The 14,278-nt window shown below is 61.0% G+C and carries 13 protein-coding genes; 4 read left to right on the top strand and 9 right to left on the bottom strand.

Annotation, left to right across the window (positions count from 1 at the left end):
* The first annotated feature begins 31 nt into the window (after positions 1-31).
* On the top strand, positions 32-856 hold the full coding sequence (nadE, locus tag B3229_RS12540; RefSeq protein WP_033747567.1) for an ammonia-dependent NAD(+) synthetase: 825 nt from the start codon (positions 32-34) through the stop codon (positions 854-856).
* A gap of 127 nt (positions 857-983) precedes the next feature.
* Positions 984-1,844 carry an excinuclease Cho gene (gene cho, locus B3229_RS12535; protein ID WP_033747571.1) on the top strand — a complete coding sequence of 287 codons (861 nt, stop codon included), beginning with the start codon at positions 984-986 and terminating at the stop codon, positions 1,842-1,844.
* Positions 1,845-1,919: 75 nt separating this feature from the next.
* Here cho and spy read toward each other — a convergent pair whose 3' ends face one another.
* From spy to B3229_RS12505, 6 genes are all read right to left on the bottom strand, one after another.
* On the bottom strand, positions 1,920-2,405 hold the full coding sequence (spy, locus tag B3229_RS12530; RefSeq protein ID WP_048786027.1) for an ATP-independent periplasmic protein-refolding chaperone Spy: 486 nt from the start codon (positions 2,403-2,405) through the stop codon (positions 1,920-1,922).
* A 286-nt stretch (positions 2,406-2,691) separates the two neighbouring features.
* Complete coding sequence (gene astE / locus B3229_RS12525) at positions 2,692-3,681, bottom strand: succinylglutamate desuccinylase (RefSeq protein ID WP_286871134.1); 990 nt, start codon at positions 3,679-3,681, stop codon at positions 2,692-2,694.
* A 35-nt stretch (positions 3,682-3,716) separates the two neighbouring features.
* Positions 3,717-5,042 (bottom strand): N-succinylarginine dihydrolase, encoded by a 1,326-nt coding sequence (gene astB / locus B3229_RS12520; RefSeq protein ID WP_286871132.1) that lies wholly within the window; start codon positions 5,040-5,042, stop codon positions 3,717-3,719.
* Positions 5,039-6,508, bottom strand: coding sequence for a succinylglutamate-semialdehyde dehydrogenase (astD, locus tag B3229_RS12515; protein WP_286871130.1), 1,470 nt, complete (start codon positions 6,506-6,508; stop codon positions 5,039-5,041). The genes astB and astD overlap by 4 nt, the downstream gene beginning before the upstream one ends.
* A complete protein-coding gene (gene astA, locus B3229_RS12510) occupies positions 6,505-7,536 on the bottom strand; it encodes an arginine N-succinyltransferase (RefSeq protein WP_286871128.1) in 1,032 nt (343 codons plus the stop codon). Before astA ends, astD begins: the two co-directional genes overlap by 4 nt.
* The gene (locus B3229_RS12505; RefSeq protein ID WP_276726332.1) at positions 7,533-8,753 is read right to left on the bottom strand and encodes an aspartate aminotransferase family protein; all 1,221 of its coding nucleotides are present in this window, start codon (positions 8,751-8,753) and stop codon (positions 7,533-7,535) included. The genes astA and B3229_RS12505 overlap by 4 nt, the downstream gene beginning before the upstream one ends.
* 197 nt (positions 8,754-8,950) lie before the next feature.
* Between B3229_RS12505 and B3229_RS12500 the strand changes: the two genes are divergently transcribed.
* Complete coding sequence (locus B3229_RS12500; RefSeq protein ID WP_286871124.1) at positions 8,951-9,142, top strand: hypothetical protein; 192 nt, start codon at positions 8,951-8,953, stop codon at positions 9,140-9,142.
* A gap of 531 nt (positions 9,143-9,673) precedes the next feature.
* Positions 9,674-10,747 carry a porin gene (locus tag B3229_RS12495; protein WP_286871122.1) on the top strand — a complete coding sequence of 358 codons (1,074 nt, stop codon included), beginning with the start codon at positions 9,674-9,676 and terminating at the stop codon, positions 10,745-10,747.
* Positions 10,748-10,848: 101 nt separating this feature from the next.
* On the opposite strand, the gene B3229_RS12490 is transcribed toward B3229_RS12495, so the two are convergent.
* From B3229_RS12490 to B3229_RS12480, 3 genes are all read right to left on the bottom strand, one after another.
* Complete coding sequence (locus B3229_RS12490; RefSeq protein WP_033747594.1) at positions 10,849-11,757, bottom strand: bestrophin family protein; 909 nt, start codon at positions 11,755-11,757, stop codon at positions 10,849-10,851.
* Positions 11,758-11,867: 110 nt separating this feature from the next.
* Entirely contained in the window at positions 11,868-13,310 is a 1,443-nt protein-coding gene (locus tag B3229_RS12485) for a YchO/YchP family invasin (protein ID WP_286871119.1), read from the bottom strand.
* A gap of 163 nt (positions 13,311-13,473) precedes the next feature.
* Entirely contained in the window at positions 13,474-14,271 is a 798-nt protein-coding gene (locus B3229_RS12480; protein ID WP_286871117.1) for a glucose 1-dehydrogenase, read from the bottom strand.
* Between the last annotated feature and the right edge of the window lie 7 nt (positions 14,272-14,278).

Below are 14,278 nucleotides of genomic sequence, written 5' to 3'. Positions count from 1 at the left end.
GCCAACAGGCCACTGTCTTGAGGAGAGATTCATGTCACTGCAGCAGGAAATCATTACAGCACTCGGCGTTAACCCGGTTATCGACCCGCAACAGGAAATTCGCCGCAGCGTCGATTTCCTCAAAAGCTACCTGAAGCGCAATCCGTTTCTGAAGACCCTGGTGCTCGGCATTAGCGGCGGACAGGACTCGACGCTGGCGGGCAAACTGTCGCAGCTGGCGATTAGCGAACTGCGCGAAGAGAGCGGCGACAGCGCCTACGCCTTTATCGCCGTGCGCCTGCCCTACGGCGTCCAGGCGGATGAGCAGGACTGTCAGGACGCGCTGGCGTTTATCCAGCCCGATCGCTCTCTGGTGGTCAATATCAAAGAGTCGGTGCTGGCCAGCGAACGCGCGCTGAGAGAGGCGGGCGTCGAGCTTTCCGATTTTGTGCGCGGCAATGAAAAAGCGCGCGAACGCATGAAGGCGCAGTACAGCATCGCCGGTATGACCAAAGGCCTGGTGGTGGGCACCGACCACGCGGCGGAAGCGATTACCGGCTTTTTCACTAAATATGGCGACGGCGGCACCGACATCAACCCGCTGTTCCGACTCAATAAACGGCAGGGCAAGCTGCTGCTGAAAACCCTGGGCTGTCCGGAACACCTCTACCTGAAACGCCCTACGGCGGATCTGGAAGACGATCGTCCTGGTCTGGAGGATGAAGTGGCGCTCGGCGTGACCTACGAGATGATTGACGACTACCTGGAAGGCAAAAGCGTCGCGCCGGAAACGGCGAAGATCATCGAAAACTGGTATGTGAAGACCGAGCACAAGCGTCGTCCGCCGATTACGGTGTTCGACGACTTCTGGAAATAACGCCCTCTTTCCCCTGCTGCCCGGCAGGGGAAATTTTTATCCCGCCTTAATGTTCACCGATTAACCCGCTGGCGAAAGCCTGAGCAGCCTGATATGCTGTATGAATACACAGTTACAGGAGTCTGTCTTGGTTCGACGTGCCGCCACGCACCGCCTCGAGTTCGACGCGGCTGCCATCTACGAATATCCCGAACACCTGCGCGAATGGCTGGAAGGTTTGCCCAATCAGCCCGGCGTCTATACCTTTCACGGCGACAGCGAGACGCTGCCGCTCTATATCGGGAAAAGCATCAATCTGCGCTCGCGCGTGATGTCGCACTTCCGCACGCCGGAAGAGGCGCGCATGCTGCGCCAGGCGCGCCGCGTCAGCTGGATCCCCACCGCGGGCGATCTCGGCGCGCTGCTGCTGGAAGCGCAGATGATTAAGACGCAGCAGCCGCTGTTCAACAAGCGCCTGCGCAAAAATCGCCAGCTCTGCTCAATTCAGATCGCCGAGGGCAAGCCTGAGGTGGTCTACGCGCGCGACGTCGATTTTTCCCACTCCCCCAACCTCTTCGGCCTTTATCGTAGCCGCCACAAGGCGCTGGAGACGCTAAAGTATCTCGCCGACGAACATCAGCTCTGCCACGGGCTGCTCGGGCTGGAGAAGCTGAGCGCCAACCGCGCCTGTTTTCGCGCAGCGCTGCGCCGCTGCGCCGGCGCCTGCTGCGGCCGTGAAACGCTGGACGATCATCAGGCGCGGCTGCTGGAAGCGCTGGAGAGCGTGCGGGTGATCTGCTGGCCGTGGCAGGGCCCGGTCGCGCTGATCGAGGAGGGGAAACTGATGACGCAGATCCACGTGATCGACCACTGGTTCTATCTGGGATCGGTCAGCGATATGGAAGAGGCGCGTCGGCTGAAGCGCGCGCCGAGCGGCTTCGACCATGACGGCTATAAAATTTTGTGTCGACCGCTGCTTTCCGGCCACTACCCCATCGAACCGCTATAAAAAAACCGCCGACGCTGCCCAGACTATCTGCTTGTCTGGACAACGTCGGCGGTCTTACTGCCTTACCTCAGCCGGTTATTCAGCGGCTGGCGGCGCCATTTTCTCGTCGTGCGGGCCTTTCTCGGTCAGACGCTTTTCAAAGTTAGCGTTGTACTGCTTCTTCTGCTCCGGCGTCAGCACGTTGTAGAGCTTGTTCTGCGTTTCCATCATCGCCACCGCGCGCTCTTTCGCATCGGCGGTCATTTTCTCTGCCTGCGCTTCCGCTTTCGCGCGGTCAAAGGTGTCAGAGGCGATAATCGCGTGACCGGCGCGGCGCTCTTCCAGCGACGGACGTTTAAAGTCTTTATGGCTCTCTTTCATGATGTCGCGAATCTGGGTCTTCTGCGCATCGGTCAGGTTCAGGCCTTTGAACATCATCATGCCGTGGTGCATCGGCGGCTTATGCATCGCTTTTTCGCTACCGGCCGGCGGCGGCGTCAGGTTGTCGGCCGCTGCATGGACCGCGCTTGCCGCACCGAATGCCAGGGTAGAAGCGAGAATCAGAGAAGTCAGTTTACGCATAATAGTTGTCCTTATCATTCAGTTAATGACGACAGCAGCCTGTCGCGTCTTCGAGAACAAGATTACGCTGCTGAATGTCAATCTCTCAGAGAGTGAGTAAAGCCGTGAAAGCATAAAAGACAAAAATCGGGCAATCATGAAGAGAATAAGAAGAATCAGGTGAGGAATTGCAAAAGAATATGAATTCAAAGCGGATTTGTCAGGAATTATGGAGGAGTGTAAGGGTTCCGGCAGCAAAGCGGAAGGAAATTTCTCCGCTTTGCCGCCGGACAGGATGTCAGCCCGGCTACGCCTCGGCGGGCGCGTCCTCCTCTACCAGCATCAGGCCGGCGCGCAGCCCCAGCGCGACGGCGGGATTGGGAAACAGCACATACTCGCGCGCCTGCTGCACGACGTAGCGCGTGGCGCCATCCTCAGCCAGCAGCGCGCCCTGCGGGAAGGCGGTAAAATTGCGCGTCTCCGCATCCATATGCAGCCGGAACTGCTCGCTGAGGCGGGTAATCTGCTGCGCTACCCGGTAGCGTCGCGGTTTCTCTCGCGCCTCCGGCAGCGGTGCGCCGCTCAGCAACGCCGCCAGCGCCTGCTGCGCGGCAGCGAACTGCGTCAGGTCATTGGCGCCGAACGGCAGGGCCTTGCCCAGCTCCAGCGTGCAGCTGGCGGCGCGGAAGTTCGCGCAGCTGAAATGGGTAAAGGTGCCGCCCGGCGCCGTGTGGAAGACCAGCGCCTCCAGTCCCGCCGCCGTCAGCCAGTTGATAAACGGCGTCGGCCAGGGATGCGGATTGAGCGGCAGCACGCCGAAGCGGGTATGCCAGGAGCCGCGAATGGCGGTGTGCAGATCGAGATGCCAGCTCGGCTGCTCCGCTTTGCCGCCCTCCAGCCAGAAGGCCTCCGTCGCCTGCTCCAGACGCAGCGCGCGCCGCGCCTCGTCGCAGTCGTCGATCTGCTGCCAGCGGCCGCCGAACAGGCGATTCACGTCATGGCGCAGGTAGCGCTTTCCGGCGCGTAGCGCTGCCGGATTGCCGAGGATCGCCAGCACGCGATGACGCAACGGCATCTCGCCGCGCAGCAGCGCGCTGATAAGCGCATTCATTATCTCTACCGGCGCGGTCTCATTGCCATGAATGCCGGCCGACAGCACCAGCGCCTGCTGCGGCTCGCCGAGCGGGTCGAGCTGGAGAATGCCGTGGTCGATCCATCGCCAGCGCAGCCAGGGCGTTTCGCCGCACAGCTGATGTGGCGCCTCGCCTGACAGCGTCTGCTGAAGAAAATCGTGCATTAAACCTCCTTTCTGCGATGTCAGCGCCGTTCCCGCTACTGCTGAAACGCGTAAACGTTGCCTAAGTCCAGCAGCCGGGTCAGCTCGTCCAGCGCCTCGCGGCCCTCTGTTAACAGCTGAGGGTCTGCCAGATCCGCCTGCGTCAGGCGATCGCGGTAGTGGCGATCCACCCAGTCATTGAGCGTGGCGAACAGGCGATCGTTCATCATCACCGCCGGATTCAGCGCCTGCCGCTCCTGCGGCGTCAGTACCACGCGCAGCCGCAGACAGGCGGGACCGCCGCCGTTTTGCATGCTTTCGCGCAGGTCGAAGCTCACCAGCTCGCGCACCGGGCCACCCTGCTCTACCAACTCGCTCAGGTAGCCCCAGACGCCGGGATGCTGGCGCGACTCTTCGGGCAGCACCAGCAGCATCGCGCCATCGTCGCGGCTCAGCAGCTGGCTATTGAAGAGATAAGTGCTGACCGCGTCCGCCACCGAGACGCGGCTTTCGGGCACCTCAATGGCGGTAAAGCCGGGCACGCGACGCTGCAACGTCGCCAGCAGCGCAGGCTGATCGACGAACGCCCGCTGATGGAGGAAGAGCGCTTCGCGGTTGCTGACCGCAATAACGTCATTATGAAACACCCCCTGGTCGATGACCTGCGGGTTCTGCTGGGCAAAGATGGTGTGGCGCTCGTCAAGCTGATGCAGCCTGGCAACGGCCTGGCTCGCCTGCAGCGTCTGGCGCGCGGGATAACGTCCCGGCGCGATGCCGCCGTTATCGTCGCGTCCGTAAACAAAGAGCTGCAGGCTGCGTTCGCCATACTCGGCACCGAGGCGGTTATGGTTCGCGGCCCCTTCGTCGCCGAACAACGCCACCTGCGGCAGCGCGTCGTGCACGTCGAAATGCTGAGGATCGCGAAAGATAGCGCGCAGCAGCCGGGCGGTCTGCGGCGCCTCCATGGCGCGATGGAATTTGTTGTTCAGGTTGGCGACGGTGAAATGCACGCGCCCGTCGGCGCTGTCGGCCGAGGGCGACACCGTCGCCGCGTTGGCCACCCACATCGCCGAGGCGGAGCTGACCGCTGAAAGCAGCCCGGGCGACGCCTTCGCCGCCTGCGCCAGCACCTGTTCGTCGCTGCCGCGGAAGCCGAGCTGACGCAGCAGCGGCAGGTTCGGCCGCTCGTGCGGCGGGATCACCCCCTGCACAAAGCCTTTGTCCGCCAGCGCCTTCATCTTCAGCAGACCCTGCTTTGCCGCCAGGCGCGGGTTCGACGGCTGATGCTGATGGCGCGTCGAGGCCTCGTTGCCGAACGACAGCCCGGCATAGTGGTGCGTCAGGCCGACCAGCCCGTCGAAGTTCGCTTCTGTGGTTTTCATGCCTGCTCCTCGCGCGCGGAGAAATCGAGCCCTGGCGAAAGCGCGGCGGGCAGCGTCAGGTCGGGCGTCTCCAGCGACGCCATCGGCCAGGCGCAGTAGTCCGCCGCATACCAGGCGCTGGCGCGATGGTTGCCGGACGCGCCGATGCCGCCAAACGGCGCGCTGCTCGCCGCGCCGGTGAGCGGCTTGTTCCAGTTTACGATCCCGGCGCGCGCCTCCAGCAGCAGCTGGTCGAACTGCGCGCGCGACGGCGAGATTAAACCGCAAGACAGGCCGTAGCGCGTCTCGTTGGCGAGGCGGATCGCCTCATCGAAGCTGTCGTAGCGAATGACGTTAAGCAGCGGGCCGAACACTTCTTCGTCCGGCAGGCCGCGGACCTGCGTGACGTCGATGATGCCGGGAGACAGCAGCGCGTTGCTGCGCTGCGGCCAGCGCATCTCCAGCAGCGGTGTGCCGCCGAGCGCGACGCGCTGCTGCCACGCCTGATAGATCTTCTCTGCCGCCTCGACGGAGATGGCGCTGCCCATAAAGGGCTGCGGCTCGGCGTTCCATGCGCCAGGCTGCAGCCGCGCGCTGACTTCCAGCAGCCGCTGCAGGAAGGCATCGCCCGCCGCGCCGCGCTTCACCAGCAGACGGCGCGCGCAGGTGCAGCGCTGCCCGGCGGTAATGAACGCGGACTGGACAGCGATATGCACCGCCGCGTCGATATCCGCCGGATCCTCGACGATCAGCGCATTGTTGCCGCCCATCTCCAGCGCCAGCATTTTCTCCGGCTGGCCGGCGAACTGGCGATGCAGCTGATAGCCGGTTCCCGCGCTGCCGGTAAAAAGCACGCCGTCGATCTGCGTTTCCGCCGCCAGCGCCTGTCCGGTGGCGCGCGCGCCCTGCAACAGCGCCAGCACGCCGCGCGGCAGCCCCGCTTCCAGCCAGAGGCGCACGGTTTTCTCCGCCGTCAGGGGCGTCAGCTCGCTCGGCTTGAACAGTACGCAGTTGCCCGCCAGCAGCGCCGGCACGATATGGCCGTTAGGCAGATGGCCGGGAAAGTTGTAGGGGCCGAATACCGCCAGCACGCCGTGCGGGCGATGGCGCAGCGAGCTTTCGCCCTCGTGCTGTTCGCCGGTGCGCGTGTGGAAAGCCTTCACAGAGATAGCGATCTTATTGATCATCGCCTGCACTTCGGTCAGCGCCTCCCAGCGCGGCTTGCCGGTTTCGGCGGCGATGGTTTCCGCCAGCTCGGTTTTGTGGCTCTCCAGCAGCGCGGCGAAACGCTCGGCCAGCGCCTGACGCTCGGCGAAAGGTCGGCGCGCCCAGCCGGGAAACGCCTCGCGGGCGGCTGCCGCAGCCTGCGCGATCTGCTCCGCCGTGGCGGCCTCGCCCTGCCACAGCGTTTCGCCGAACACCGGATCGATTTTACGCAAGGCATCCCCGCGGCCCGGCTGCCATTCGCCGTTAATCATTTGCGTCATGCTTTTTTCTCCTCGCCGCCCAGCGTCACCACGCGCAGGCTATCGCCCGGCTCAACGTGCAACGCCCTGAGCTGATTCTCATTAAGTACCACGTCATGCTGCTCGATGCGCGCGGGCAGCAGCGCGACGCGGAAACGGTGATAGTCCAGATTCGCCACCAGACAGAGCGGCGCATGTTCGTCCGGTTCGCCGAGCACGGCGCTGCGCACATGGCTTTTACGGATGGCGCGAATATCGTCGATTTCGCACTCCAGCGTCGGGCCGCCGTCGAAGATGTCGATATAGTTGCGGTAGCGGAATCCCTCCGCCTCCAGCACCGCGCGCGCGGGCGCGGTCTTCTCATGCACCTGGCCGATTACCGCCCGCGCCTCTGGCGACAGGTAGTCGATATAGAGCGGATGCTTCGGCATCAGCTCGGCGATAAAGGCTTTCTGGCCGGTGCCGCTGAGGAAGTCGGCCTTGCGAAACTCCATAGAGAAGAAGCGGCTGCCGACGCTCTCCCAGAAAGGCGAATGCCCCGCGTCGTCGCTGACGCCGCGCATCTCCGCCACCACGCGATCCATAAACTGGTGGCGGAAGTTGGCCATAAAGAGAAAGCGCGACTTCGAGAGCAGGTAGCCGTTTTTGCCGTCGCGGTAGTCGGGATCGAGAAACAGCGTGCAGAGTTCGCTGCTGCCGGTATGGTCATTGCTCAGCGACAGCGTCGGCAGCGCCGCGTAGACGTTGAGTTCTTTCGAGGCGTGCACCTGGGTGCCAACGCGAAAGTTATACCAGGGCTCCTGCAGTCCGACCGCCACCTCAATGGCGCAGATGCCCACGGCGCGATTATCTTCACTGTCCGCCAGCACGAAGACGTAGCCCTGTTCGGCGCGCGGCAGCGCACCCTGCCAGGTCTGCAGCGAGCGCTCGATGCGCGCCTGCAGCGTGGGGCTGTCAACCGGCAGCGAGGTCAGTCCGCCGCCGGTTTTGCCGGCCAGCGCCAGGAGCTGCGCCAGATCGTCATGTTCAACAGGACGAATCACCATCATGATGTCGATCCTCGCGCCAGGTGTTCACAGGCGACGGCAAAGCGCGCCATGCCGGTTTTGACTTCCTCTTCGCTGATATTCAGCGCCGGCGCGAAGCGCACCACGTTAGCGCCGGCGATCAGCACCATCACGCCCTGCTCGGCGGCCGCCAGGTTAAACTGCTTCGCTTTACCGGCATAATCCTCGTTCAGCACCGCGCCGATCAGCAGGCCCAGGCCGCGTACCTCTTTGAACAGATGCAGCCGCTGATTAATCTCCTCCAGCGCCTCGACGATCCACTGATGGCGTTCAGTGACGCCCGCCATGGTCGCAGGCTGGTTGATCAGCTCCAGCACCTTGCCCGCCACCGCGCCCGCCAGCGGATTACCGCCGTAGGTGGTGCCGTGGGTGCCGACATTCATCACCTGCGCCAGATCTTCGCGGGTCAGCATTGCGCCGATAGGGAAACCGCCGCCCAGCGCCTTGGCGGTGGTAAGCACGTCCGGCGTCACGCCGTAGTGCATATAGGCGTAGAGCGAACCGGTGCGGCCCACGCCGCTCTGCACTTCGTCAAAAATCAGCAGCGCCTGGTGCTGGTCGCACAGCGCGCGCAGACCGCGCAAAAAGGCGGGATCGGCAGGCAGCACGCCGCCTTCGCCCTGAATCGGTTCGACGATCACCGCGCAGGTGTTGTCGTCGATCAGCTGTGCCGCCGCTTCCAGATCGTTAAACGGCGTATGGCGGATATCGGGCGGCAGCGGCGCGAAATCTTTTGAGTAGGCGGGCTGACCGCCAGCGGAAACGGTAAACAGGGTGCGGCCGTGAAAGGCGTTATTAAAGGCGACGATGCCGCTTTTATGCGCGCCAAAACGATCGTGTGCCGTTTTACGCGCCAGCTTCAGCGCCGCCTCGTTGGCTTCGGCGCCGGAGTTGCAGAAGAAGACGCGGTCGGCGAAGGTGGCGTCGATCAGCTGCTTCGCCAGCCGCAGGATCGGCTCGTTGGTGTAGCCGTTGCCGGTATGCCACAAGCGCGACGCCTGTTCGGTCAGCGCCTGCTGCAGCGCCGGGTGCGCGTGACCCAGTGCGTTAACCGCAATGCCGCCGGCAAAGTCGATATACTCTTTGCCGTTCTGATCCCAGAGGGTCGAGCCCGATGCGCGTACCGGTACAAAGTTCGCTGGCGCATAGACCGGCACCATCCATTGATCGAAATCGTGACGCGAAACCTGCAGTGACATAACTGTTTCTCCTGCCTTCCCGCCCGGCGCACCGGTGAGTAAAGCGAATGTTTTAAATTTGTGAAATTCGGGTGAACACAGCCCTACTGTAAAGTGCAGCTTGCGTGCCAGCAAAGCGAATAAATGCATAAAAGAGGGAGGACAACGAAATATCAATAACTTAAAATCATACGCTATTCACTTTAAATGCATATATAGTGAATAATTTCGTGAGCGCCGCGCCTGCGCCGCATATTCCGCAGCAGATTTATGCAGTTGCCGGAGTAAATATTGCTTTTGTGATCGCTCCTGACTTTTATGTTCAAATTCAGGCAAAAAACGCACTTTATAAGTGCAGCGCGCTCTGTTTCATGGCAGATCGCTCGCATAAAAGAGGGAATCAGATTTAATGCCAAAAGAAATAAGTCTGGTCAGGCTGAGAGCATACTCCCGTGTGGAAAAACGCCAGGGGTTTTATTAATCAGGTTTCAGCAAATAAATAGTAGGGGTTAAAACAATTATTACTGACGTTATCATCAATGCAGCAATAAGAATTAATGATGGTCACTTAATTTGTAAGCAAGCTAATTATTAGAGCATTACTCTTAGTGTGGCATTTGAACTTTTTCGGTAAAGCTTGATTTTCATTTGGGATTGGCTAGCCGTTCGCAAAGGTGCATTCGCATAAACAAACCTCACCAAATATCGGGTAAACTCTCTTTAAAATCAACATATTGCATCGAAAACCTTTCATTAATCCTTTTACTGCCGATAATTTCCGCCGCGCCAGAAAGATCAAAAAACAAACAACATAAACAGTGAAATTGCTTTTGAAATATTCAGTTACACTTATTGCACTAGGTCAACTTATCCTTTTGTGTCATTTTTCTTTCACCCCAGATAGCGGGGAATAATAACTAACAAAGACAGGGTAAATATAAATGATGAAGCGCGCGTTAGCGGCGGCAGTGGTGTCGTCTCTTGTTGGAATATCTGCCGGCCAGGCAGCGGAGATTTATAATAAAGATGGCAACAAACTCGACTTAGTGGGAAAAATTAACGTCTCGCACCTGTTTTCCAACGACAGCAGCAACGATGGCGATACCTCTTCCTATACGCGCCTCGGCTTTAAGGGCGAAACCAAGATTACCGACCAGCTGACCGGCTATGGCTTCTGGCAGTATCAGTACAGCCTGCGCAACTCGGAAGGCAGCGACGCGCAGAACGGCAACCGCACCCGTCTCGGCTATGCCGGTCTGAAGTTCGGCGACGCCGGCTCGCTCGACTATGGCCGCAACTACGGACTGGTCTACGACGCGTTCGCCTATACCGATATGCTGCCCTTCTTCGGCGGCGATTCCGGCTACACCGACGCCTTCCTGGCGGGACGCTCCACCGGCCTGCTCACCTGGCGCAACAAAGATTTCTTCGGCCTGATTAAAGGACTGAGCCTGGCGGCGCAGTATGAAGGTAAAAACGATCGCGCCGGCAACACCGACGGCGTGCGCCGCTCCAACGGCGACGGCTACGCCCTTTCCGCCAGCTACGCCTTCGATTTCGGCCTGAGCTTTACCGGCGCCTACGCCAGCCTCGATCGCACCGAAGCGCAGAATGCGGCGGCGCGCGGCGACGGCGAAAGAGCGCAGAACTGGGCGACGGCGGTGAAATATGATGCGAATCAGATCTATCTGGCGGCGATGTATGGCGAAACCCTGAACGCCACGCCGATCAGCGGCGGCTTCGCCAACAAAGCGCAGAACTTCGAAGCGGTGGCGCAGTATCAGTTCCTGAACGGCCTGCGCCCGTCGATAGGCTACGTTTCATCTAAGGGCAAAGAGATTGAGAATATCGGCGACGCCGACATCTTCAAATATGTTGCGGTGGGCGCCACCTACTATTTCAACAAAAATATGTCGACCTACGTGGAGTACAAGATCAACCTGCTGGACGACAACAACCCGCTGGGTCTGAAGACCGACGATATCACCGCCGTCGGCCTGATCTACCAGTTCTGATAAGGTTTTACCCTCACTCTGCGCCCGGTCCGTGTCAACCGGGCGCGCAGGGCCGCGCAAGCGGCCTTTTTTTTGCTCCCCGCAGAGGCGTGCCGCCAGGGCTAGGTCAGACGGTAGTAGGCGTCGGGGCGCAGCGGCGTCGGCAGCGTCTCCTCTTCCCCCGCCATTTCCCGCAGGCTGATCTCGATATTGGCGCAGATCGCATCCATCGGCAGATGGTTGTTTTGATAACCGAATGGCATCTCCAGCTCTTCCGCCAGCGTATCGAGCGACAAAAAGGTGTAGGAGATAAACATCGACACCAGCGGCGTCATGTAGTGCAGATCGGGCGCCAGCGCGAACGGCAGCAGCGTGCAGAAGAGATAGACGGTGCGGTGCAGCAGCAGGCCGTAGGCGAATGGCACCGGCATGCTCGCCAGCCGTTCGCAGCCGCCGAGCACCGCCGCCAGCTGATTCAGGCTCTCGTCGATATTGCTCCACACCAGATCGCTGATTTTGCCCTGGCGACGCTGATCCGCCAGCCAGTGCGAGAGCTGAAGGTGCAGCATATTGGTCGGCGAGCGGCGCGACAGCACCCAGTCGGCATCTTCCCCGAGCAGCCTCTGCAGATCGGCGCGCGCGTCGCTGCGCCGCAGCTGGTGCTTCAGGCTGTAGCAGAACGCCAGCAGCAGCGCCTGAATGCGCGGCGCCTCTTCAGGAAAGAGCGCCAGCACCTGCCGCTGTAGCGTGCGACAGGCGATCAGCAGCGCGCCAAAAAAATGGCGCGCCTCGCTGAAGCGCGCGAAACAGACGCTGTTGCGAAAACCAAGAAACACCGCAATGGAGACGCCGAGCAGGCTAAAAGGCGCCAGCGTCAGCTTTATGCCGAGCGTCTCGTACCAGTTGAGCAGCCAGAGTGCGAGCAGCGACATCAGCAGGTTGAGAAACAAACGAAATGAAATAACAGGCAGCACAGAGCCGTGCCAGGCGAACAAACGAACGAACCAGTGGCGATGGGGACGAACGATCATGATCTGCAGGTGACAAGGGATTTTGCGGCGATTCTGCGACTTTCCCGCCCGCCTGACCAGCGATAAATTGTGACAATTGTCACAATTTATCGCTGACCGCGCATATGCCGTCAGGGCGCCATAATATCGAAGCGACCGGACGCCGCGCCGGCATCGGCCTGCATCGGCGGCTGCACCTTCAGGGTGATCCAGTTCGAGGTGACGCGCTGCTGCTTATCATCCTCCAGCGTCACCGACAGGCGATACTCGTTGCTGGCGCCCGGCGAGTCGTCCCAGGCGGGCACGATCAGGCTCCAGCCCTGCGGCTGGCTGTTATTGGCGGGCGGCGTCAGGCTCAGCGCCTGGGTATCGCCCTGCCAGCTCACCGCCTTAATCGGGTTACTGTGGCGGATCTGCAGCTTCAGCGGCAGGCTTTCGCCCGGCGTCAGCTGCCACGGCGGCGTGGCGAGAAACACCGACAGAGTTTTGCGCTGGCGAAAATCGAGCACCGGCGTATCGGAACGGGTGACGCGGTCATAGCGGCTGCCGCGCAGCGAACGCGCCTCGGCGACGTTGCTCGCCTCCAGCTGCTTGCTCAGCGCTACGCCGAAGCGATAGTTAAGCTTTAACCCCAGCTGATCCTGCGTCTCGCCCGCGCTGCTGGTCTTGTGGCTGGCCGACAGCGTCACCAGCGGCACTGGCGTATAGGAGAGGCCGAGCGACAGCGCGGAGGGGTTGTGATAGCGGTTGCCGCTGTGAAAGAGATCGACGTTATCGCCGAGATACTGCTCCCAGCTCAGCGACACGCCGAGCTGACGATAGAACGGCAGATAGCTCTGGGTGGTGATGTCGTAGCCGCGCGCCATGCGCTGCTGCCCGGTGTCGCCGCTGTTCTTCCAGCTGCCCACCGGGTGATAGTAGTTGGCGGAGAAGCGCAGATTCTCGTTCCAGGCTTCAGTGCCGAGCGAGGCGCGCTGCTGGCCGATATCGAAGCTGCGATCGAGAAAGGCGTTATAGCCCAATAGCCAGTTTGGCGTCACCCAACGCTGGCCCAGCCCGACGTTGCCCACCAGCCCGTCGCTGGTATCGCGCACCCCTACCTGACTAAAGGTGAGATGGCTGCGCTCGTCCGCCAGCGCGGTGAAGAGATCGCCGCCGGTGCCGGTAAAGCTGCCCTGCATATCCACCATCAGATCGAGCTGGGCGTTGCCGTAGGGCGACAGCAGCGACTGCCCTTCGCTCTCGACGCGATTCGCCACCTCGTCGCGAAAGTGGTTGAAAGCCCAGACGCCCGCCTGCTGGCCGAAACTGGTGCTGTTGTCGCCGTTCTGGCTCGCTTCGCCGATGTCTTTGGCGATAGCGGCGAGCCGCTTATTCCACTCGTCGTCGCTCTGCGCGTTGCCCAGCGACGGCAGCGCCGCCAGCTGCTGGTTAAAGCGAGCCGGATCCTCGAAAGGCGTCTCCGCCACGGAGGCGGTGCCGGTGAAAGCCTGCGCCGCAGGCACAGCGGAAAGGATCGCCGCGACAAGGGGCGAAGAGGCAAAAAAAACACGGGCAAAGCGATGAAAAAACATAGCGTCTTATCGGGTTTTTCGGCTAATTAACGAGACCTGGCTCACAAAATGGCTTGAGTCAACTTTAACACATCGTGATGAATTTGCAGAGAAAGGCGGTGAAAAGCGGAAAAACCAGGGGAAAAGCTGGATAAACTCGGATTTATCCAGCCTGAAGAGGGCGTCAGGAGAAGATGAGCCCGCCATCGACGTTAATGGTCTGGCCGGTAATGTAGCGCGCGTCGTCAGAGGCGAGAAACGCCACCAGCCCGGCGACATCCTCCGGCTGACCGGCGCGCTTCAGCGGAATATTCTCTACCCACTCCGCCATTAGCTCGCCCTTGCCATATTTTTTCTCATCGGTGCTGAGGATCTCGCCCCAGACGCGGTCGTTATAGTCCCACATCTCGCTCTCGATAATGCCGGGACAGAAAGCGTTCACGGTGATGTGCCAGGGCGCCAGCTCCAGCGCCAGACTCTGGGTAATGCCGATCACCCCCATCTTGCTCGCCGCGTAGTGCGGCGTGTAGATAAACCCCTGACGCCCCTGGCCCGAAGAGGTGTTGATCAGGCTGCCGCCGTTCTGCTTCACCATATACTTCGCCGCCTCGCGACAGCAGAGCCAGACGCCGGTGGTATTCACCGCCAGCACTTTCTCAAAATCCGCCTTCGGCATAGCGTCGAAGCGGTCGATAGTGATCACGCCCGCGTTCTGAATCGACACATCGATGCGGCCGAAGCGGTCAAACGCCTGCTGATAAAGTTGCTGGACCGCGGCTTCGTCGGTGACGTCCGCCTGCAGCGCCAGAATATCGCTGCCGTACTTCTCCTTTAGCGCTTCGGCGGTGGCGAACACCCGCTCGGCGTTGGAGACCATCACCAGGTTCGCGCCGTCGCGCGCGAAGCGCGCCGCGATGCCGGCCCCGATGCCGCGACAGGCGCCGGTAATTACTACGGTTTGTCCTTGAAAATTACGCGTCATGTTGCCC

This window comes from Pantoea sp. UBA5035 (genome assembly GCF_002415245.1).
Classification (GTDB): Bacteria; Pseudomonadota; Gammaproteobacteria; order Enterobacterales; family Enterobacteriaceae; genus Pantoea; species Pantoea septica.
This window is presented reverse-complemented; position numbering and strand designations above follow the sequence as displayed.